Annotated in this window: 9 protein-coding genes; all 9 read right to left on the bottom strand. The window is 42.3% G+C overall.

Features of this window, described 5'->3' with window-relative positions:
- Positions 1 to 26 precede the first annotated feature (26 nt).
- The 9 genes from pilM to CTER_RS28020 all read right to left on the bottom strand — a co-directional run bounded on the left by pilM (position 27) and on the right by CTER_RS28020 (position 24,879).
- Positions 27 to 1,136: a pilus assembly protein PilM gene (gene pilM / locus CTER_RS14870; protein WP_004626644.1), complete on the bottom strand. Its 1,110-nt coding sequence runs from the start codon at positions 1,134 to 1,136 to the stop codon at positions 27 to 29.
- A gap of 43 nt (positions 1,137 to 1,179) precedes the next feature.
- The gene (locus CTER_RS14875) at positions 1,180 to 2,235 is read right to left on the bottom strand and encodes a type IV pilus twitching motility protein PilT (RefSeq protein WP_004626590.1); all 1,056 of its coding nucleotides are present in this window, start codon (positions 2,233 to 2,235) and stop codon (positions 1,180 to 1,182) included.
- Positions 2,236 to 2,270: 35 nt separating this feature from the next.
- Positions 2,271 to 4,601 (bottom strand): type II/IV secretion system protein, encoded by a 2,331-nt coding sequence (locus CTER_RS14880; protein ID WP_004626573.1) that lies wholly within the window; start codon positions 4,599 to 4,601, stop codon positions 2,271 to 2,273.
- A gap of 505 nt (positions 4,602 to 5,106) precedes the next feature.
- Entirely contained in the window at positions 5,107 to 7,191 is a 2,085-nt protein-coding gene (locus tag CTER_RS14885; protein ID WP_040761294.1) for a copper amine oxidase N-terminal domain-containing protein, read from the bottom strand.
- A gap of 307 nt (positions 7,192 to 7,498) precedes the next feature.
- On the bottom strand, positions 7,499 to 11,887 hold the full coding sequence (locus CTER_RS28885) for a glycosyl hydrolase family 18 protein (RefSeq protein ID WP_004626674.1): 4,389 nt from the start codon (positions 11,885 to 11,887) through the stop codon (positions 7,499 to 7,501).
- Between the two features lie 313 nt (positions 11,888 to 12,200).
- Positions 12,201 to 13,196 carry a carbohydrate-binding protein gene (locus tag CTER_RS28320; protein ID WP_004626689.1) on the bottom strand — a complete coding sequence of 332 codons (996 nt, stop codon included), beginning with the start codon at positions 13,194 to 13,196 and terminating at the stop codon, positions 12,201 to 12,203.
- A gap of 113 nt (positions 13,197 to 13,309) precedes the next feature.
- Positions 13,310 to 13,864 (bottom strand): anti-sigma factor domain-containing protein, encoded by a 555-nt coding sequence (locus CTER_RS14900; protein WP_004626618.1) that lies wholly within the window; start codon positions 13,862 to 13,864, stop codon positions 13,310 to 13,312.
- Positions 13,857 to 14,609, bottom strand: a complete 753-nt coding sequence (gene sigI / locus CTER_RS14905) for an RNA polymerase sigma-I factor (protein WP_004626600.1) — start codon at positions 14,607 to 14,609, stop codon at positions 13,857 to 13,859. The genes CTER_RS14900 and sigI overlap by 8 nt, the downstream gene beginning before the upstream one ends.
- Positions 14,610 to 15,300: 691 nt before the next feature.
- Positions 15,301 to 24,879, bottom strand: a complete 9,579-nt coding sequence (locus CTER_RS28020; RefSeq protein ID WP_004626626.1) for a family 43 glycosylhydrolase — start codon at positions 24,877 to 24,879, stop codon at positions 15,301 to 15,303.
- Between the last annotated feature and the right edge of the window lie 92 nt (positions 24,880 to 24,971).

Here is a 24,971-nt window from a genome sequence, read left to right on the forward strand (position 1 = left end):
TATGCAGGACCGGATTCGGACTTCGGTTATAACGCTATGCCAAGTGCATTTGTCAGGTAATTTATCCTGTTTACATCCAGGTTCACAGCAAACTCCACACCTGGAATATCAACAGAGTTTATCAGGTAGCAGGGCACCTTGAAAATACTCTCCAGATACTCATTGAGATGTATAAGCTGCGATCCTCCTCCGGTAATAAGTATTTTGGTTACCTTGTCACCTCCGCATCTGGTTGTGTAAAAGTCAAAACAAGTATTGATATTTTTGATTATTTCATTTACAACACCCTTTGTGATCTCACTGCAATTCCACTCCAAATCGTTATTATAATCGCGGTTCAGTATAATGCCGTATTTCTTTTTATACATTTCGGCAAAATCCGCCTTCAATTTATCAATTATAATGTTATCAAAAATTGCCTTGTCAATATTGCTGCTGCCTATGAGAATTACTCTGTTGAATTCAATGACCTTGTTTCTCAAAATATTAACTATTGTGGTTTCGGAACCGAAATCCAATACCGCTACTGTACCTGTGTCAAACCTTTGATTGCGCTGGACACTTATTCTGTCGTCGGTTTTCTTCAGCCATATTTCGTTATTAAATAGCTTTGCAATGCTGTTGGCGGGAGTATCTACGGCGACAGGCTTAAGATTGAGACTGTTCAATATTTCAACATAGCTGTTAATAATGCTTTGCTTAACAGCCGTAACAAATATTCTGTGTTTTTTTATACCGCCTTCATAAAAATAATCAAGTATTTTGAAATCCACTCTGTGCTCTTTCATGTTTATGGGCATAAAACTTTCGATTTCAGTCATTACTTTATTTTCGACTTGATTTTCGGGTACATCGTCAATCATTATTATTCTTGTAATGATATTTGTTCCCGACATTACTATTTTTGCCTCCTTGGCAGTAATGTTGTTTTCCCGCATCAACCTTTTTATTTCTTCTATAACACGGGCCTTGTTCCTTATTGCACCATTTTTGATGCAATCCTTGGGAGTGTTTCCGATGCCGAAGTTGACAACTTCAATAGCATCATCTTCCTTCTTACGTACCTGTAAAACTTTAATTAATTTAAATCCTATGTCGATTGTTAAAAAGTAATTATTAAAAAACGAAAATGCCACTGCAATCCCCCCTAACGAATTTATCAAATAAAATAAGCTATTTTTAAACTATTAATATCTTTTTTAAGTTGTCTGCATCAATGGCACATTGACACGCAGATTCATAACTTATCTTCCCGCTTCTATATAGATTTGCCAGACTGGTATCCATTGAATGCATCCCATGTTGTGCACCGTTATATATACAGCTGTTTATCTGAGGTGTCTTGGCTTCCCTGATCAAATTTGATGTTGCCGAAGTTAATGTCATAACCTCTGTTGCAACGCAGCGCCCGTGACCGTCACTGTTAATGATCAGCTGCTGTGATATTATTCCCTGCAAAACCGTTGACAGCTGATTCCTTACCTGCGGCTGCTGATGGGGCGGGAATACGTCAACAATTCTGTCGATGGTTTTTGCCGCACCTATGGTATGCAGCGTGGAAAATACCAGATGGCCTGTTTCAGCTGCAGTCAGTGCTATGGAAATCGTCTCCAGGTCACGCATTTCTCCGATAAGTATTACATCAGGGTCCTCTCTTAACGCTGCTCTTAATGCTTTTGCATACGAAACCGTATCGTTGCCTATTTCTCTCTGGTTGACAACACTTTTTTTGTGCCTGTGCATATATTCGATAGGGTCTTCAATTGTGAGGATATGGCACTTTCTGTTTGTATTTATGTAATCTATCATGGCTGCCAGGGAAGTGGATTTACCGCTTCCTGTTGGACCGGTTACCAATACCAGCCCTCTATGCTTTGTTGCAAACTGGTATACTATCGGGGGAAGTCCGAGCATCTCTATCCTGGGAATTTCAAATGCGATACTACGCAGGGCAATAGCCACCGAACCACGCTGCTTAAACAGGTTTACCCTGAATCTTCCCGTACTGGACAGCGCATAGGAGGTATCCATTTCACCGTGACTGACAAAAACACTGTAGGCCTTATCTCCTACACACTGCCTTGCAAGATCTTCACAATCGTCTGCAGTAAGATTACGATTGTCTCTGTAGAGCAGTTCTCCGTTAATCCTGTATACAACCGGTATTCCGGTTGTTATATGTACATCGGATGCTTTCCTTATAAAACATTCATTTAATATCTCATTTAAATCCATAAACATCACCTTAACAAAAATTTATCAATAATATATTAATCCTTGCTGTAAGTAACTCGTAACATTTCATCCAGGGAGGTTGTGCCTTCCTTAACCAGCCTTATACAGCTGTCTCTCAAAGTATACATCCCCAGACTTATGGAAAGCTCTTTCAATTCGTCGGAGGTTACATTTTTAGCTATCATCTCCCTGTGCTTTCTAGTAATTTTCATGATCTCATAAATTGCTATTCGTCCTCTATAACCTGAATCATTGCAAGCAGTGCAGCCCTTAGGCTCATAAATTTTTACCTCCTCCTCCGGATCCAGTTTCAGCAAGAGCTTTTCATTTTCATCAAGAGTATGTTCGGATTTGCATTCAGGGCATAAGCGCCTCACAAGTCTTTGAGCAATAACTCCGACAACCGAAGACGAAATGATAAACGGCTCTATACCCATATCTATTATCCTTGTAATTGAACTTGCCGCATCATTTGTATGCAGGGTACTTAAAACAAGATGTCCTGTAATAGCAGCTCTGGTTGCAATTTCAGCAGTTTCACCATCGCGGATTTCTCCTACCATGATTATGTCCGGATCCTGTCTCAAGAATGCCCTCAATGCCGAACTAAAGGAAAGTCCGGCCTTTGAATTTACCTGCACCTGGTTTATGCCTCTGATGGTAGACTCAACAGGATCTTCGACTGTAAGAATGTTTACATTCGGCTTGCTTAACTCTCTGAGTGCAGTGTACAGGGTTGTGGATTTACCGCTTCCTGTAGGACCGGTAACCAGTACGATCCCGTGAGGGTTGTCCATGATATCGTTAAATTTCTCCAAATCGTCTTCAAAGAGTCCCAGATCTTTTTTGGAAACATTGAATGCTTCCTTGTCTGCAATTCTGATAACAACCTTTTCGCCATGCACGGTAGGAAGAATCGATACACGCATGTCATAGTTCTTTTTATTGATGGTTACGGTTATTCTTCCATCCTGTGGTATCCTCTTTTCGGCTATATTCAATGCACTTATTATTTTTATTCTTGCCACCATAGACGACAATATTTTTTTATCATGCCGCATCATTTCCAATAACTGTCCGTCAACCCTGTAACGGACAACTATGCAGTCTTCATAAGGCTCAATATGTATATCACTCGCTCTCTGAGTAACAGCCTTTTGAAAGATTATATTAACCATTTTAACTATGGGGGCATTTGAAACATCGCTTATATCATTCAGATCCTCATCCTGCTGAACAGATTGAATCTCAACTGCGATTTCTTCATTTATTTTCTTCATTTCCTCATCCAGGTCACCATTGAAAATGAAGCTGTTACTATCGGGCGCAGTATTTTGAATGGGTTCGGAAGTTATTACTGCTGGCCTGGGCTGAGTTGCTTTTCCATAATGCTTTTCTATCTTTTCTGCTATCAGCTCTTCCTTCGCCAATAATGATACAATTTCCAGACCTGTCGACAGTCTCAAGTCATCCAGAGCAAATACATCCAATGGGTCTGCCATTGCTACTTTTAAAATATCCCCATCCGCTTCAACGGGAATCAAATTGTATCTCCTTGCCAGACTATCCTTAACTAAATTTATTGCCCCGTCCGGGATATCAATTTCTCTTAAATCTACATAAGTGGTATTCATCTGAACTTCCAGAAACTTATATAGTACGTCCTCTTTTATAAAATTCTCACCGACCAGTATTTCACCTATTTTGCCGCCTCTTTCAGACTGGATTTTCAAAGCTTCCTCCAGCTTTTCTTCAGCAAGGATTCCGCTGTTTACTAAAAGGACTCCCAACTGGCTTTTGAAAATAGGAGAATTGTTTTGATTCTGGGCTTCCAATACCTTGCGGATTTTATCCTTGTCCAGATTGGCAATATCCTCTTCGCTCAGACATATTTTCACATTCCTGTCATGCTTTGCTTTTGTGTTCTCCTTTTTAAATACTTTTTCAATAAGCCTTTCAATTTCTTTTTCACTGCCGAATACCGGATTGATCTGATACTTTGTGGAAAGGGTCAAGTCATCAAGAGCAAACAGGTCCGACGGATCTTTCATTGCTATATAAACATTGTTCTGATCTAATTTGTAAGGTATGGCGCAATGTTTTCTGGCCACAGCTTCCGGAATTATTTTAGGTATATTCATATCTTCGAACTCGAAATTTTCCAAATCCACAAGTTCGATATTCATACTTTTGGCCTTGACGGACATAGCTTGTTTCTCATTTATTGCACCATGTTCAATTAAAATATCGAGAATAGGCTTGTTTAATGTAATATTAAGACTCCAAGCCTCCTTCAATTGAGCCATATTTATCAGGCCTTCTTCAAGAAGTATATCTTCAATACCTTTTTCTGCTATTCCTGCCATAATTTCACCTCATATATATTATTCTATATAATACCATATTTTGTATATGGTTCCATGGTCACAATTTAATAGTAATTTATGTCGTATTTTTATATTTTTTAATTGATTTTCTTTATATGTAATTTTATGTATCGTATGGTAATTATATATTAACATAATATTTTTAACTAATCAACATAATTTAGTAACTTTTGACAGAATATGCTAATTACCCTCCTAAGATCTATGCAAAATGTATAATTTAGGATAGTATTTTGAATTATTTTAACTTATTAAAATGAGTAGTCCTAAAAATAATAAACTAATAGTCATAGGACTAAATACCCCTTCATAAGATTACAAGTACTATTAATAGTACATGCCTGAAATTGCAGGATATACACAAGTGTTTTTGCTGTTACATTGACCGGTTTGAAACCTCGCCCTGAAACAGGGTACTGAGTGTTCTGCATCAGCAAAAATGCTTGTGATGAGCCTTACAAACTTCAGGCATACACTTTGTGTGCTAATAAGAAATTATCTTCTCAATATCTTTTCCGGCAGTTAACAATACAAAAGTATTTGTCTGCATATTATATGAGTAAAGAACTTTACTGCCGCTGTAAATCGATGTTTTGTCACCTTCGATTCCATAAATCAGATAGATATGCGGAACCTTGGTAGCAAGAACTGATTTTACCTCGAAATCCTTTTTAACAAGTTTAGATGCTTTTGGAGTCAAACTATATAAAGTTTGTATTTTATCCTGCAGTCCTCCTGCAAATACCTGATCTGAAACAAGATTCCAATACTTTACCGTAATACCCGTAACGAGTTCCCTGTACTTTGAATCATGGCTGCTTATGTCATACCGGTTTGTAATATTATTGGCCCCTGCAAATATTAGCGAATCACCCACAACTGACTGGTTTGTAATATTAAAATCTATTGCCGCATTGCTGATGCTCCCTGAATTATTTATAAATAATACAGAATTTCTCGTTGTAGACTTCGCCGACGCTCTGTCAAAATCTTTAACTTTCAGATAGACTCCCTTTTCGGTTACTATATAGGAATCTATGCTTTTAACGTCAAGTGCGTAATTCCACGTTCCTGTTTTAAAGGTATACAGAACTTCCTCTTTCGGAGCTTCCACGCCTACAGCCTGTTTACCAAGCAATATCATCGTGTTGTTTATCACCATTGTTTTTGCAATTTTCACATTTTTGCCGGATAATTTACCGGAATTAACTGTTGAATAGCTCCCTCCGGGAGTATACTCGACTATGCGGTTTAACTTTTGTTTGCTGGAATCTGTTCCAAAAAGATAGAGCTTTCCATTATATGACTCCATGACTTCTACATTTAAGCCGTACGGATCCGTCGGCATCTTCTTAGCCTTGTCAACATCGAGCTGATAAAGCTTTCTAACCTTTTTGTCGTCCTGAAGGATGGCATAGACTTTTCCGCCGCACACCCTGACATCATCAAAATCAATACTGTATAGGTCTTTTGCATTACTGTCGGTGCATGTCACCATCATAATCGAAGCCCCGTTTGAAACCAGCAGATATTGTTTTGTACCCTCCTGCGGCCGGGTTTTCATGTACAGCCAGTCATCAGTGATGTAATACTCTGTCATGGTCATATTTGTATATAGCTGGCGTACATTCCATTTGGGGTCAATTTTCACAATAGTATAGTTTCTATTGCTGTCATATTTATTTAGTATTATACTATCCTTAAAGTTCACCTGAACCGAACTGTAACAGTCCCCCACTACCAAAGACAAATTGTTTCCGGTAAATCTGTAAAGCTTATATTTCTTATCACTGTTATCATAACCGTAAAAAACTCTGCATCCGCCGAATATATATGTATCAACAATGTCAAAATTCTGCTTTAGATCAACAAATTTACCATTTTCACGTTTAACAAGCTTGTTTTGTCTAAGGGCCTGGTCATAGACATATAAAATAATTGCGCCCTCCTGACTGTATATATCCTTTATTTCAGTATTGCTGAGCATATCACTGTATATGCCTTTCTTGTCAACTGTGAAAAAGTTGGGTAAATTTATTTGCTTGTTAAAAAAAGTAAAACCTCCTATTCCAATATCGGTACTTTTTAGTATTTTTGTTGTTTTAGTCTTGGAGTTATATGTTACTTCATACCCCAGAGACTTAAACACATCACTTACCGGAACAGTAAGTTTGTTTGACACTATTTTCGGTGCTTTTGTAAACTTAAATTCTTTCCCGTTTACCTTGTATTGCAAACTTTTATCCTTTAATGATAAGTTACTTGTACCATTTGATGCAGTCATTAATCCGGTCTTATTATCAAAATTAACCTTATACCCAATCCATGGCAATATTTGATCAATTTGGACAAAAAGCTGACCCTGATTAATATAAGGAGCTACGCTGAAACTTTTTGTAAGTGAATGAACAACGAATTTTTTATCATCAGTCGTTAATGTAATGTCCACAAATCCGTCATGCGAAACCTTCGCCGTCTTAGTGTCTGTTGTTGTTCCGGCAGTAACTGCCATTGGTAATTGTACCAACAAAATAGTAAAAACTAATAAAAATAATACTGTTTTTTTCAATTCTTCTACCCCCAGTTCTAAATATTTTCCTTCTAAATGAAGTAATATTTTTATTATTCTACTAATAATGTTAATATCCTCCATATTTCTACTTTTATTTTATGTCAAACACTTTAAATATTAAAAAAATCCTCTAAACTCTGATTTTGCTAATGTGCTTATCGGTACCATCATACTCCTGTCATACCCATGCCGGACCGCAGGACAAAATAAATGTAGGTCCTACTCTACATTTATCTCGTCCTGCGGGGTATTTGGGGAGATATTATTTAATTTTCTTTTTTAAATAACAGCTTTATTTGTCCTGTCAAACCTGGGACCACAATGCTGGAACATTTGAAGGTTCCCATCCGGGCAAGGACGTATGTGCCTGTATGCATTCATATAAATTACCGTTATATGTGACCAGGTCCCCTGTCCTATATACCTCATTTGCAACCCATACAGGCTTTGCGGGCTGAGGATCAGGTTCAGGCTGCGGCTTGGGATCCACTCCCGCGGCAGAATCTGTTTTGGACCACAATGCAGGAACATTTGAAGGCTCCCACCCGGGCAGAGACGTATGACTTTGAATACACTTATAGGCAGTTCCATTGTATGTCACTACATCCCCTGCATTATATGCCTTATACGCTTCCCATGCAGAACCGTCAACTATTTGCGGCTTTGTGGCTGCAGTTACTGCCGAACTCCATGCGCTTGTTCCAGATGAATTCTTCGCCCTGATTGCATATGTATGAACCGAATTTGCAGCCAGGCCGGTATGGGCATATGGGCTGGTTACATTGCTTATTTCAACTCCGTCTATCTTTAAGTCATAGCCTGTGGCACCGGTTGAATTGCTCCAGGTTATATTTATGACCGAAGTTCCTGCAGCAGCTGCATTCAGACCGGTTGGTACCGCCGGAATTGCAGGCGGATTGGTGTCATCGTCGCCAGGCTCACTTCCTGTATTAAATACTTTAAATATATTGGTAAATTCAAGGTCAGTTTGCGTTATGTTTGAGGATTGGTATAATGCTCCGCCTCTTCCATTATCCCTATTGACAGACCACATTGCCAGTAACCTTACCCAGCTGTTGGACTGTGCAAATGACAATAGTTTTCTGGCATCAGACTGATAGAATACCTCTGTCTGAACGTCGTTCTTGCCAATCATGGGCGTAACACCTATTTTAACTGAAATACCCAGATTATTGCATTGGTCATAAGTAGCCCTGGCGGCCTGGATAGCATAATCCCCCATTTTTCCGTCAGGGTTTGGCGCCTGTCCATCCCCGTAATCCATCGCCATAACATTCACAACGTCTATTCTTACTCCATTTTCTTTTGCATTCTTTAGCACGTATAGCCCGTCATCGGTTAATCCTGATGGAAGCACAGGCAGGCAGAACGCAACTTTAAGGTTCGGATTCCGGGCTTGCAAGCCTTTTATTGCTTTACTTCTCCTGTCTATAGCAGCTTTGTCCGCAACTGCGCTTCCCTCAATATCAAAATCTATCCAGGTAAGTTTATATTTATCAATAACAGATTGGTATTTTGATTGAAGTGCAGCAGCATCAGTATTGGATTGTGCAAGCTCGATTCCGTTTGCTCCTCCGAAGGATACTATTACATCGCCGCCCTTACTTCGTATATTGTTAATTTCATCTGCATAGAAATCGGTGTCTATTCCTGTTATTCCGCCCCATGCAGGATTTCCTGCTCCGTTGCTCGTGATAAATGCCAGAGTATAGAACTTTTGATTTGTTTTTTCATAACAATCATTAATACTGAAGGTAGGCCAGAGCATAACATCAACGTATGGAGCGAATATTCTGCTCCCCCAGCTTCCGGACGTATCATTATTTGCCTGTTTTGTAGTTGCACTTACAATGGAACTCCACGGACTGGCGCCCTTTGCATTTTTCGCCCTGATTGCATATGTGTGGGTCGAATTTGCAGCCAGACCGGTATGGGCATACGGGCTGGTTACATTGCTTGTTTCAACTCCGTCTATCTTTAAGTCATAGCCTGTGGCACCGGCTGAAGCATTCCATGATATATTGATGACAGATGTTCCGTCAACTGCCACTTTCAGGTTCTGAGGGACATTGGGAACCGTACCGGGTTCTTCCTGTGCCGAACCAAGGTCCGACCACAATTTACCGAGAAGTGTCCCTTTATAGTCCTGATTATATTGCCAGAACATGGCACCGCCCAGACCTTTTTCCTTTATGTAGGCTGTCTTGTAACCAAAAGATTCTACATCGTCATAGGTCAGGAACTGACCCTGATTAAGCAGATAGCATGCCTTTGCCTGTTCATCCCAGTAACGTGTCCAACCATTTTTGTTTATATAGTTTTCTACTAATTCAGAATATGTAGGCCAATCGCTTCCCTTTCGGCCGTAGAAAGGCATACCCATATTGATTTTCCTGGCAGGCACTCCATTAGCCAGATGGATTTTAACTGCCGAATCACAGCTTATACTGTAACCGTAATTTGAGGATTCATAAAGATTTGCATTATGTCTTGAGGCTCCAAAGTCATAGGTCATGATATTTATGAAATCACATATTCCTGCTATTTTAGCAAGTTCGGTATTGTTGGCATATTCCTGGCTTGCACCTGAAGCAATCGATAAAATCTTTCCGTTCCCTATTTTATTGCGTACCGCCTGAAGCATCAGTGTAAAGTTTGTCTTATCTTCAGGGCGGCATTTTATCATACCCCATCCGCCATTAACGGGATACTCCCAGTCCAGGTCTATTCCATCCAGTTTATTGTCATTTATTACCTTTAAGCAGCTTTCAGCAAAAGTATTGCGTGAAGCTTCGGTAAGTGCTGCGTCAGAGAAGCCGTCTCCTCCCCATCCGCCTACCGACAGTATTACTTTCAAATTTGGATTCTTTACTTTAAGGGCAACTAAAGCTGCAAGATCACCCGGATTACTGACTGCTACTTTTCCATTTACTATTTGTGCAAAAGCATAGTTGATATGAGTGAGCTTTGTTGCATCTACATTATTTGGCGTGCCATAAACATAGCCGATGACATTGTAACCGCCTGAAGGGTTTGTATTGCCGTCCTGATTGGATTTTACCGTAATTACAAGACTTGCACCGGGTGTGATCCCATACTGATTGGACAAATCCGCCCTGTATGAATATGTACCCGCACTTTTACCGCTTACGTCATATTTAATTATCTGTGCCGCAGATGAATTTGCAGTGAGGTTTTGGGTCTTAACAACATTATTTCCTTCGTATAAGGTCAATTCCGTTGCAGTATTGTTTGCAGGTACGGTAACAGTAACCGTGTAGCTTCCCGAGTTGGTAGTGCTGTCCGCGCTTAAAGCTGCCGCTGCAGGTAATTTATTATTACCGTCATCCTGGTTGATTCCCTTGAACTTTTCAGATATCAGTGTGGTCATGGGAAAACCCGAAGGATTGTCACCTGAGATTTCCCATATAATCATTCCGCCATATCCGTTGTTTATTACATAATTGCACCGTTCACCCAGAGATTCTTCATCTTCATATGTATACATAACACCTTGGGATGCATTGTACAAATACGGTACTTTCGCATAGGGATCCCTGTATTTTATGTATCCTGCAGTTTTTTCAAGCTCCTTCATCTTGAAATATGGATTCTGGCCTCCCGGAGACTGGGGATTATCCCATGTTCCCACCGGTGCACCGGAAGCTGGGGCAAATAATCCCGGAAGAGCTCCTCCGTTATTCTTTACACCTTTCCAGCCCCTTGAATAAAAGGGAGTGCCTACATTAAGCTTATTTGCAGGAATCCTGTATACATCTCTATACAACTTCATAGCCGAATCGGTATTATACCTGTTTTTAATATCCACCGGTGAAGTATCTGACGGATCATTAGGATTCGCGTATATTCCCGAATGGTGATTAGTGCTTGTCTCCCATGCACCATGTATGTCATATGTCATAACATTTATGAAGTCAAGATACTGAGCATATACGTCAGGCTCCTGGTAAACAGCCTTGTCATAACCGGCTGGGGCCGCTATAGTCAGCATCTTTCCTGATAACCCGTTATTATTATATGCCTGCCTGATTTCCCTCAGCAGTGCGGTAAAGTTCTGCTTATCCTCCGGTCCACCGGAACAGCCCTTATCATACTCATCGTTAGGGTCGGCTTTCCTGTCTATTCCGGGAAATTCCCAGTCAATATCAATACCGTCGATAAATGGGTATTTTTTCAGAAATTCTATAACACTTTTTATAAATACAGCCCTGGTGGAAGATGTTGCCGCCATGGCATGAAAGTTCTGACCTCTTGTCCATCCGCCCACAGATACCAGCACTTTAACATCAGGGTACCTGGACTTAAAGTATTTATATTCTCCGAAGTGCCCTCTGATTTGATTTGCCTCCCAGCCTTCGGAATGGGTGAACATTTTGTCAAAATCGGCAAAGGTGTCGGTACTTGCCAGTTTGAAACCGGAATCAACTTCAAAGAAGGCATGATTGATAACTGTAACTTTATCCCATGGTATTTTTTCAACAGAAAAATTACTGTGGTTTACATTGTAAGTTCCCCAATTCGGGAAATATGCCACAATGTTCTTTCCTCTTCCGGTTTCAGCCTTTACATTTAAAGTCGCAAACTGTGTAAACAGCAGTGCAAAAGCCAGGGTTACTGCAAAAAATCTTTTAAGTTTAAATTTCCTCCGCATAATACACTCCTTTCAAAATTTATCCATAAGCAGCAGCACAAATAATTTTGTAATGATAAATCCCCAAGAAACCATACTCTTAAAAAAGCTTATTTGCCGTTTTTTCTATTTTCTAACACATTTTTATGCCGTCGAATGGATATTAAGTAAACTTTTAGGAAATCAATATATTATTACGTGAAAATTATTCCTTTTTGTGTGGGTCAACAAAAATTTTTAGAAAAAAGTTTTTATTCTGTCAAAATAAATCATACTTTTCCGGACAATAAAAAAGATGTACACCGTCAGGGTACATCTCAAATTAAAGAAAATTTTACTGCTGTTTTTCCCAAAGTGCGGGCACAACAGGCGGTTCCCAGCCCTCAATAGCCGTATGTGCCTGCAGACACCTGTACTGAGTCTCCTTATACACTACGATGTCTCCTGTCCGGTAAGCATTGCCGGGCTGCCATGAATTCTTTTCGGCAGAACCGAGCTGCTTTTGCCATAGCGCCGGTACCCTCTCCGGAGTCCAATCGGCCTGGGATTTATGAGCCTGTATGCACTTGTATTTTTCTCCCCCGTACTCTGCAACATCTCCTACTGAATACATTACTCCTGCATACCATACCGCCGCCTCCTTATTGACTGTTTTTTGTACCAGCACATTTACCTCATTGCTCATTGACTTTCCTGTTGAATTTGCCAGTTCGCATATATACGTGTAGCTGCCGTTTTCCTTTCCGCTAAAGGATTTAACGACCGTTTCCCTGGAACTTGTTTCAGAAGACATTATTACACGGTTATTCTCATACAGCTTAAATTCAGCTGCATTGTTATCCTTTCCTATAACTATTGTCAGCTGATATTCTCCCGTATTGGAGGCTTTATCAACAGAAATTACCGCAGCCCCGGGAGCTTTGAGAGTATTTGTATTTTCAGCCGGCTGTTGAGCTTCAGGTTCGGTGCCGCCATCCGGTTTCGTATTTTGTGCCGGCTGCCGGTCCTTCTTTGTCTGAGTGACAATCTCAGGCTGCGCATCTGGCTCGCTTTGTTCCATTGGCCTGCCTTGAACCGTCTGACTGCCGCTCTGTGCGCCAGTGTCCTCTTCAGAAAATGTTACATCCTCTTCCTGCTTTTGTATTGCCGCAGCCGGCGGATCATCAGATGCTTCGGAGTCATTTTCATGAACATCATTAAAGGAACTATCTTTACTCTCTTTTACGTCTTGAGGAACATAGTCAAGTACTTTCATAATGTCATTTATGCTGCTTTCTCTGACTTTATCTATTGATAAATCCATTCCCTTTTCTGCCGCCAATTCATACAAATAGTACTTTCCGGGTGACATTTGATTTTTTAAGGCCAACTCTCTGATTTCGGGGGAAGTTTTAATTGCTTCGGTAATAATACGTTTGTGTCCTTTCTCTCCCGATACTCCTTTTAGGGTGCTGAGGAATTTCTGAAACTCTGTTTCCTCATAAGTTTTATTTTTTTATATAACCTGCTGTCCGGGTTTATGACACCTGAGATAAGTACATAATTGTCGGTATCATCCTTAAAAAATCCAAGTTTGTCCGATTTCTCAAATATAATCTTCAAGGCGTCTTTCAGATCCATTCCTTTTGTGTCCAATCCCTCTAAAAGTTCATCTGCATCACTATTAACCGCACTTGTATCCAACACGGTATTATTCTTGTCAATGGTGATTTGCACACTTGGGTTAATATCAAGATAAACATATGCAAATGTTCCGTCGTTATCAAAAAGTGTAATCCGGGACAAAAATACTGCAAGGACAATCAGTACAAAGCACGCTGCCACAGCGGAATACTTTAGGATGGCAGACGTGGGCTTGATAATATCCTCATCCAGAAACATTATCTTCTGCCCCAAATACATTCCGGGACGCTTTTTTACGTAAAAGTACCTGAACCCTTCAGACATAATTATCGCACTATTTTTCTTCAATTCCAGTACGGTACCATATTTATGCATTGAGCGTCCCTCCTTCCTCTACACTCATCACATAGGCTTTCAAAACATCGAGGTCACTCCTTATGATAAGACACGTCGTTATGATGAATTTTCTGTTTCTCTCTATAGTTCTGCGATGTACATCAGCTATTTTCATTAATTCATTTAATGGTATGGCTTTCTTTTTTGTCATCATGTCGTATAGTCTATCGTTATCCGTTATCATTCTTGCGATTTTTACACACTGTCTGATGGAATCCTTGTGTTTGGGAGAAAATAAAACCAGATCATCAAAATTTATACCATATTCACTCAGGCACAATTTAAATGAAGATATCTCGTCAGCGGTCTCAATTTTCTCCAGCTCGCCGGCATTATCCATCATATATCTCTTCTCTAACGCATTAAACTTTTCCTCATCAAAATATGTAAATGGATAAACTTTAATATCCCTGGTTTTTTTACTATTTCGATAGTAATCAATAAGCCTGCTGTTAATAACCTTTTTGCTGTATGCCAAAAATTTATTTCCCTTTTTGATATCGAAGCTGTTTATGGCCTCATTAAAAGCAGACAGCCCTACACTGAACTCTTCGTTATTCTCTATACTAACATACCTTCCCAGCTTCTGTGAAACAGTTTTAACAATAAACGGTACATACTCCTGAATTAATATTTCTCTTAATATTTCATCGCCTTTTTGTATCTTATCGATTTTATTTTCAATGGTATTTTCACTTCTGAACAACGAATTAAAAAATGACAACCCAGCAGCACCTCCTCTGTTTATTTTATTTGTGCACCATCTATATTTTATCAATATTTTAAATAAATTCCATAAAATATTAAAAATATGACAAATTACAAATATTTGTAACAAAACTGTACAACCAGATTTTAAACAGGAAAGTACCCGGAAAAGTGTATTAAATTAACTCGTTGTGCTAGTTTAAAAGCGCAGGTATTATACGTAATAAACAACTGCTGCTTCACTGGGAGCAACTTTAAAGAACCGTGCTTCAATAGTGCGCGAGAACGTATCCACCAATGAGAAGCCTGATTAGAAGAGCTTGCTTGAAATTTGTAGGCTTAATCCAAGTGCATCATGCCGGGAAATTGACAGGAGGTCAATTTTAGCAGCACACGAGACCCGGATGGTCGAGTCGCTGCGACGGCAAAGAGGTGCTTGGAGTAAGCCATACTATTTCAGGCAAGAACTTCGGAGGCGATCCATTGGTGGATAGCGGTCGGGAGCACTATTGATTGTGCAGAATTGCACACAAAGAGCTTGCTTGAAGGTTAGTACGGAAGTTACCAGTTGATATAAAAAATTACACAGGTAAAGCAAATATATAATAACCAGCATAACGCGTTAATTTAATGAAACAAAAAGAGGATGCTCCAGATTTTACTCTGTAAACATCCTCTTTTTAATTCATCTTGCAAATATTAAAAACTTATTTGTTGTAAATATTGTAGATAATAACTGCAGTTTCAGCTCTGGTTGCAGTTTTCTGCGGATTTAGAGCATTTCCGCTGCCTGCTATTATTCCGGCTTTAACCAATGTAGCTGCGGCATCCTCAGCATAGGCCGATACCAGCTCCCTGTCTTTAAATCCGGCAATATCTGAAGCTGAGCCTTTGCTTATTGTTTTTCCTGCAACCTTCATGGCATTTGCCGCAATCACCATCATGTCCTGTCTGGAAATGCTTTGAGCAGGATTAAATTTATTATTCCCCACTCCGTTGACAATCCCCAGCTCCTTGGCTATGGCAACAGCATTGTAGTAGTAGCTGTCCTTGTTCACATCGTCAAAATTTCCACCCGGTGCTGCATTCAAACCAAGAGCATTGACAAGAAGAACCACAAAATCCGCTCTTGTAATATTTTTTCCAGGTGAATAGGTTGTGTCGGATGTACCGTTAATAATACCTTTTGCTGCCATAACTTCAATTTTTTCTTTTGCCCATAAGTGGTTATTCAGGTCATTAAAGGTTTTGTTTACATACACCACTGCATATTTGCCCAGGCTGTGTGCAGTAAAGGTCACCTGACCGGTCTTTGCGTCATATTTACCGCTTGGTACCGGTTTGGTATTCCCGTTTTCATCAATAGCCCATACTGTAATGTGCTGGGAGTTCCTAAGTTCTTCTGCATTGGGCTTGTAATCCAGGGATACTGTCACGGCAGTCTGCGGATTGCTGAGCTTCAATTCCTTACCGCCGGCAGAAGCTTTGATTTCAATAACCGGTCTGTCTCCAATGGTCTTTATGGCAGCTTCATCCTTAACACCTGACCTGTCTCCCTTGCCAATCAAGATATTGATGCTGTCGCCTGTCACATCCTTTGCGTTAAACAGGTTGCCGGGCACAGTTATTGCTGCCACCGGGCTGTCTATTTTCAGCAGGTTTGTCTGAGCAGATGCCACTGAAGTCTTTGGAAGCCCAAGCTCATATTGCTCGGCACCCTTTACTTCCGAAACCTTAATTGTTACCGTCTTGTTTCCTGCACTGTCAATCTTTGCCGCCTCCAGAGCTTTTTTCAAATCCTCCGAACTTACGGCAGCTTGAGCCGTCTTGCCGGCTCCATTTAATACCGGCTTAACTTCCAGCTGAGCTGTCTGAGGCTTTGTCTCTGCCGGTGTTCCGGATGAATTGGATGAGGATCCGGAATTTGAAGCCGATGGTGTTGAAGGTGGATTTGACGGTTCGCCAGGTCTGTTCTGGTTTGTAATTGTAATCGTATAAACATTGGATTCAACACCTGAACCGTCTTTTGCAACAGCTTTTACAGTGACAATTCCGTTTGCTTTCGCAGTCAATACGCCGTCAGCCGAAATTGTCGCATATTCGCTTCCGCTGACAATACTCCAGGTAACACTGTTATCGGCATTTTCAGGTGTGACAGCCCTGGTCATCTTAAGTGTACCGCCATAAACCGTAATAGTATCAGCTCCGTTTTCTCCGGCTATTGTAATTGATGTCACCGGTACAACCACCTTGCCGTTTGAAGGCATTGGCTGCAGAGTTACAGTGGGGCCCCATACTTCCATGGCATCAGGGAGTCCATTCCCCTGGGGTACGAAATGCACCCTGTCGATTGACAGCTTCCTTGGCTCAGTGCTGCCGGTGTTATAGTGTGTATGGTAGACCATAAACAGCTCGGTACCGTCGGGTGAATATACCAGGGAGTGGTGTCCCGCACCGGGTACAACAAGGTTGGACTTCATAATTGGGTTGTATTCATATTTTGTCCAGGGTCCCATAGGTGAGCTGGATGTAGCGTATCCAACACCATAATCAGGGCTTTCAAAATGGTTTCCTGAATAAGTCAGATAGTATATTCCGTTATGCTTGATCACAAACGGGCCCTCATTAATGTTTGCAACCGGCGGTTTCTGACTCTGCTCCCATGCCTGTGTGGGCCTGAAGCAGAAGGTCATGGTTTCTTCCTTAATAGTTTTCATATCGTCGTTCAATTCGGCAACCCATATTTCATTTGCATTGTTAAACCTTACAAAATAAAGGTACTGCTTGCCGTCGCCATCCTTAAATACATGGGCATCGATCTTAACGGTATCAGGCTTCATGGGTTCCTGAACCTCCTGTACAAAAGGTCCCAGCGGTGATTTGCTTACAGCTACCGCAAGCCTTTCCTCAACTGCATAATACATATAGAAGGTTCCATTGCGTTCAACAACTTCTGGAGCCCAGAACCATTTATTGCCCCATGAATCTTCATTTTTCAAGGCCAGACCCCTGTCAGTCCATTTGACGAGATCTGTTGAGGTGTAAACCTTAATTCCGCGGGACTTGTTTGTATCGCCGGTCTCAGTATTTGTCCCGTACAGATAGTAGGTGCCGTTATATTGCAGAACATATGGATCTGCCGTATCAGGCAATACCGAATTGGTATATGTCTCACCCAGGTCAACAGCTTTGTAAGAAAATACCTTTACATTATCAAACTTCGCAGCTGCGTTAAATGTACGCAGACCAAGCTTTCCTGTAGCTATGTGTGTGCTTTCCACAAGGTCGAATTTCGGATATGCATTTGTATTTAGCGGGTTGTCATTGATAAAGGCCTGAATATGGGCTTGATCCACCACAACCTTCATATGAGTCCATTCTCCCACCTTTATATTCAGCTTTTTATTTGCAATTTCCGTCCAGCTGCCGTTTTCCATCTTTCCAAGCACAGCTGATTTTTGAGCTGCATTTATACCAAGGTAATAGCCGTCGAAGGCATCCGCACCTGTTGACGGGTTTGAAACCCTGAATATCATACCTGCTTCCGAACCGCTGGTTATCTGCACATCAGCCTCAAACACATAGTCTGTAAAGTCCTTGTCGAGAACCGCTTTATAACCTGCGCCGCTGTTAACGGTATATTCACCGCCAGCCATCTGCCAGGTGCCCCCGTAGGTGGACCAGCCTGCATTCCCGCCGCTAAAGTCATCAGCAAACAGAATCTCCGGCTGTGTTTCAGTTTCAGGCACAGTTACAACACACTTATCCTTAAAGTCCCCTTCCTTTGACCGGGCGGTAATTATTACTCTGCCTGAAGAAACTGCAGTTATCAGACCATTTTGATCCACTGTTGCAATACTGTTATTCCCCGAGCTCCAAATGACATTTGCACCGCTCAATCCATTATTTGTGAGCTTTGAGCTCTGACCTTTCGGTACTGTGAGCGCTTTCCTGTCCAGATCCACTCCGCCGCTGATCTCTTTAATTGCAAAATATTCAAATTTGACATTTATCCTGTCATTTGCGGCAACAATATTGTTTGCGAAGAATCCTGCCTTCAATGGACCGCCAATATTGGTGGTTACAGGATCTGAAGCCTGTATCCAGCCGTATCCGTCCCAATAATATGTTGTGTACACATTACCTATCTTTTTGATCTTCAGTGTTACGGTATCTCCTCCGGGGTGGGGAGCAAAATTGTTGGGTTTTTTATACGTCCCCGAAACTTCATAAGCCGTTTCAAGAGTCCTGCCATTTACCCACACATGGGCAAGTTTTACGAAATTATCGGCATCCTTCCATACGAATAAGCCTGCCTGCTGGTGATTCAGGGCAACCGGCGCCGTCAGTTTTGTAACAATCTCAAAATCTCCGCTTGCAGGTATTGATCTCAGGAAAACATTGTTTTGACTGTTATTGTCCTGATATACATCTGTAGGCTGTGTATGAATTGTTACAGCACCCTGACCGATACTCCAGTCTTCAGGGGTTTCATTCCATATTGTCCAGATGTTTTTATCCAGAACTGCTCCGTCAAAATTGTCCACCGTATAGCCTGACAAGTCAGGGTCGGTAGGCAGATCACGGACTGTTACCTCACACTCGGCGTAAATTTCCGGATTTTCTGCACTTGCTACTTTTATTACTGCAGTTCCTGGAGCAATACCGCCTATTGTGATGGTTACCGTTCCGGATGCAAGATCTTCTCCGGTTTTACTTGCAGCAGCAATTTGATTATTTGTAGTTGAAATTGTTACCGCCTTGTTTGTACCAACTATAGGTCTTATAGCTGCTGTAATTGTCCCATTCATTCCCTTTGTTACCATTATGCTCTGCTTGTTCAGGCTTAAGGATTCGACAGGTACGGCCACCCCGCCGTCTTCAAGCTCCTCAAGCACTATGCGGTCAATCTGTGCAAAAGCAGTCTTTTTAGCCAGTTTGCCAGTATTTAATCCCTCTTTTAGTGTAACGGTCAGGGAGGAGGGATTGAAATTACCCCAGCCAAAGTTCTTATAAGTAACTGTCTGAGGTTCTCCGTCATTTACTGTTACTTTCTGTTCCGCAATTCCTTCAGCACTTCCGTTGTCAGCCATTACAGTCATGGTATAGGTTCCTGCTTTGGTGACATTCACATTGAACAGTACATAGTCGCTGTCAACAGTATCAAGATTCCCTACAACCTTTCCGCCGGAGGCATTGCCCGAGTCCACAATCTTAGCCTTTCCGCCCGTCACTGCATCCTCTGCTTCATATGAGTGCCTGTTGACTTCGGGGGTGCCCGAAGGCTGCTCTATAAGCTCTCCGTAGCCCACCGGAGTTCCGAAGTTGGGAGTGCCGTCTGCATTCCAGGTAAACTTTTGTGCCCTTACACTTCTATTGCCCCAGCTTCCGCCTGAATTTTTATCGGCGTGGTACACTATCCAGTCCTCGGTGCCGTCAGGAGACACGGTAAAGGAGTTATGTCCTGCTCCATACGCTCCGGCAGCTTTGCTGAAGACAGGGCCTGTTTTTGTCCAGGCTGCAGGATTCAAAATATCTCCTCCGGTATTTGTAAGCATACCCAGGCAATAGTCATCGGACCAGCTTCCACTGGCAGAATATACTATAAATATTTTTCCGTCCTTCTGCAATATTTCGGGACCTTCATTGATATATGCCGGTCCTGCTTTCTTTTCCCAATCTTTTTCCGGTGATGAAATACGCACCCTGTCACCGCTGATGGTCCATGGATTGCTCATAGGTGCGATATAAAGATCCTGCCTTCCATCTACATTTCCTTCCCAGCCCGACCATACGAAATACATCCTGCCGTCCTTTTGAAAAGCAGCTCCGTCAATTGCCCATTTGTCGGTGGGATCACTTATTTTCCCCTTGAAGGTGTAACTGCCCTGCGGGTCCTGTGAGTTTCCTTCCAGTACGTACATACGGTGGTTGGCATTGCTGCCGTTATCCGCAGCAAAATATATGTACCATTTTCCGTCCAGATACTGCAGCTCAGGTGCCCATAATTCCTTGGAATACATGGTCCCGGCCGGAGGAGTGTAAACCGTCACTCTCGGAGCCGTTCCTATATCCTGAAGTCTTCTTGCCTTTGCCACCTGTATGGCTCCATCATTCTCAGACTTGCAGTAATAGTAATAACCGTCCTTAAATACTACGCTTGGGTCGGCAGAACCTGATCCGCTGCCCACCGGTACAATGGGATTACTGAATTTCGAGCTCTTTGTAACAGTAACAGTACAGGTATCTGTAAAGCTTCCGTCCTCGGTGGTCACAGTGATGACTGCGGAACCTTCCGACAAAGCCTTTACTGTTCCGTCCTGATCAACCTTTACAAAGGCAGGATTGTCAGTGGACCATATTACATTCTGATTTGCCGCATCCAAAGGCTCCAGGCTTGCAAACAATTTCCTGCTGTCTCCCACACCAAGCACCAGAGTATCCGTATTCAATGAAACGGCTGTTACCGGGCTTGTGCTCAATACGGGCAGCAGTACTGTCTTTCCGAGGCTCGGGCCCGACCACTTAACGTGCATGCTGGCACTGCCTGTTGCATGGACATATTCTATCTTCACCGGATACTGCTGGCCGGCTGTTAAATTTATAGTTCCGCTTACTTCTTCACGGGTATTGCTTATCTTATTAACGACTTTTGTATTGCCGACCCATATACCTGCTACATTGTCACTGTCGGCATAGAAGGTATAGCTGCCTGAAACAGCCGGTCTTATGGAACCTGCCCAACGGATTGAGAAATTATCCCTGTCAATGCCTGCCGAGGCATCGGGTGATCCGGTTCCTTTTTCATCTCCCAGATCAAAATCAATTCTGGGTGTAATGGAGGACTTTGCCATATCTGTGAAATTGCTGTCCCTGAAATACTGAACCCTGAACAGCGGAAGAGTATTAAAAGCGTCTCCTTTCAGCGCTTTAACATCATCTACCGACCATGGATGCCCATCGGGATATACAACTCCATGGAACGGCTTCTCCGGTTCATATGTAAGGGGATTTACATCAGAACCCCACGGGAATCTGCAGTTATCCCTGCCTATGCCCAACTCCCACATTACAAAACCGATCCCTTTGTCACCGTAATTCTCCACGATACCCGGAACCGATTGGTTGTTCCTCTGCATACATTCATCGGCAAGCACCGAAGCGTCAGCTGTAAATGTCCTTCCCACAGAGTTAAAGGTTTTTGGATAAGTTGCCTCATACGGATGCCAGGTAAGGAAATCCGAGAAGGGCGCACCGCTGAATTGACCTGCAGTTGCGGAAACCGGTATTTTTGAACCCAATTCCTTTATCCATATGCGTGAATCATTCATGAGCTGCTTTGTAACCTGGTCGTATATGCCCGATTCACCGTTGCTGGGCTCATTGTATGTGTTCCAGAAGGCTATTCTGTCATCATTCAGGTGGGCACCTACAATTCCTTCAACATATGCTTTCAGTTTTGCTTTTACAACACCGTCGGCATTGTTGTACAGAGCCTTGTAGTCATCCCCGGGCGCTTCGACCCATCTGCTGTTATGTGCGCCGTATCTGGGAGATATAGCCGGATCATAATCGTAGGTGGGATGATCGTCCCAGCAGTCATCAAAGAAAACCGCTTCTACCTTTATGTCATATTTATCTGCCAGTGAAAGAAAATCTTCAAAATCATTAAGCAGCTTTGCGGAATTGTTTTCCCACAGGAGATTGTGGAGATAAACCCTGACAAGATTGATTCCATAGGCATGTGCATATGACAATTCCCTGTCATTTACCTCGTGGTCATATTCCTTCCACTGCTGTATTTCATTAACCACATTTGTCGGAACAAATACGGCACCCTTGACCCAGGACCAGTTGTATATAGGTTTTTCTGCAGCTGCATCGGTAGTTACCGAAATATTGTCATACCTGGAATTGACCAGCCAGGTACGCATACCTATGGAGCCGCTGGTAAACATTGTATCCACAACACCTGCCACATGGCTGCCGTCAATATACATATCTATGTTACTGCCATTGGCAGTTACCTTTATGTGGTATACCTGCCCAGCCGCAATAGGGTACGGAATGGTTGCAAGCTCCTGCCAGTTGTTATTGAAACGGCCGATCTGAGCTTTGCCGTCCCTGCATATTCCGGCGTAATACCCCTTCAGCATGTCTCCTCCAACTTTGGGATCGCTTACCCTGAATATAAGTCCGGTATTATTTGATTCGGTGCCTCCTGTAAAGGATACGTCGGCCTCATATGTGAAATCGGCAAAATTGGCACCGTCAGCTACGGCTTTAAAACCTCCTCCGGCATTGACACTGTATGCACCGTCGGCAGCACTCCACGTTCCGCCATAGGTGGTCCATCCGTTGGCATTTCCGTCGCTGAAATCATCTGTAAAGTTTGCCGTTGCCTTCGTGTAGGTTACACTTTGAACAATGGAATCACTCATTCCGGCTTTTTCAGCATAGGCTTTTACAGTTGCAGTGACCGTCAGTGTAATTTTGCCGCTGTATACCGGCGATGCAGCTGTAGGTGTGCTTCCATCGGTTGTATAGTGTATTGCCGCATCAGCAGTTGCACAGGAAATGGTTACTTCCTGGGTATTTGCAAACGTGCATGCCTCAGGGCTGATCAAAGGCGCCGCCACCTGCTGCTTCAAGGGAAACAGTTTAACAGCGCTCACATTGTCATAGGTTACATTTCCGTTGTCATTCCAGGCTCTGAGGGCTATACCGCCTTCTGCATGGGAATTGTCGATAATATCCGTAACAAATTTACCGTTTACATATATATAGAAACTCTGTCCCACACCAATAATCTTAAGATGGTTGGCGGCATTTTTATTCACCACCGCAGGAAAGTTTCCAATATCAGTCCACACTCCGTTTCCTGCCGATGAAAATTTGCAGATTTCAACATAATTGCTTACATTTATGCCTAGAAAATATCCATCCAATTTATCGGCACCATTGCCGGGATTGGAAACTCTGAAGGAAAATCCGCTGCTCTGTCCGCTTTCAAAAGGATTTACCTCTCCTTCGAGAATGAAATCGGTGTACCCTGAGCCTGTTACCGCTTTATCACCTCTGGGTCTTGTAAAAGTATAGACGCCGCCGGCTTCAGTTTGTGTCCGGCCGGCCTCCAGGCCTTCATAGGTGGCCCAGGCACTCCTGTCTCCATCTTCAAAATCGTCACTGAATCGTGCACCTTCCGTTGCGATGACATACAGGGCCTTCGCCATGTCCGAGGCCGGCTTTCCGGCCCTAAATGCCTTGGCTTTGAATAGAGTAGTATTGGATATGGTGATGGAGGAGGTATACAGATTTGAATTTGAATCGGGTATACTTCCATCGGTGGTATATCTGATCTCAGCTCCTGCAGTGTCACTTGTCATTTCTATTGTTTTCTCGGAGCTGTAAATGCCTTCCTGCACATTGAACTGAGGTGTCTGTACCGGCTGGGTGTTATAATCCCTGACACTGATATTGTCGATTTGGGATGTTCCCCACCAGGTTCTGAGCCCTATGGCTCCCGGAGATGTCACCTGACTTCCGTCGTTATCAGTATAGTCGAGGTAAAGCACATCATTTAAATAAGCCTTAATATTGTTACCGACCGCAATTACCTTGAGATGTCCGCTTGCACACGGAACCTTCACCACCGCAAGTTCTTTCCAGACATTGTTTCCGGTAACACGTCCCAATTGCATTCTCTTGTCAACGCGCAATGCAATGTAATATCCATTGTAGCCATCGGCAACATTACCCACCGGGTCGCTGACTCTGAACAGAAAGCCTGTTCCATCGGAGTTTAAACCTGATACCGAGATGTCGGCTTCATATACCAGGTCGCCGAAGCTTGTGTCCTCAGCTACGGCTTTAGCTCCGGGGCACCCTCCTATGGTGTATTGTCCTGATGCATTAACAGACCATGTGCCCCTGTTGCCTGCATCACTGGAGCCATAGGCAGTCCATCCGTCGGCATTCCCATCGTTAAAGTCATCACTAAAACAGTCGGTTATGTATGATTGAAAAGCATTCAATCCCTGAAATAAATTCTCATCAACAAGCTCCCCGGGATTAAGGTCAATTGCCCCTCCCGATGTAGTATCTGCAGCACTGCTTGATGAGATGCCGTCATTTGCCGTATCGCTGTCATAAATATCGGCTGCAGCTACTTTTCCCAAAAAAAGGCTTGGAAAAATTCCGGATAAAATCAGTGCAACTGCCAGAAAAATTGAGAGTGCCCTGATATGACTTTTTTTCAAACCGGATTTGGTTTTTTTGCTAGACATAATATCTCCCTCCCACTTAAAATTTTAGCTGTAAAAGACTGAAACTCTTAGTATTCCTCCCCTGCCTCCTTTTTTCAATTAATATATTGATA

Origin of the sequence: Ruminiclostridium cellobioparum subsp. termitidis CT1112 (assembly GCF_000350485.1) — a bacterium.
Lineage (GTDB): Bacteria > Bacillota > Clostridia > Acetivibrionales > DSM-1351 > Ruminiclostridium > Ruminiclostridium termitidis.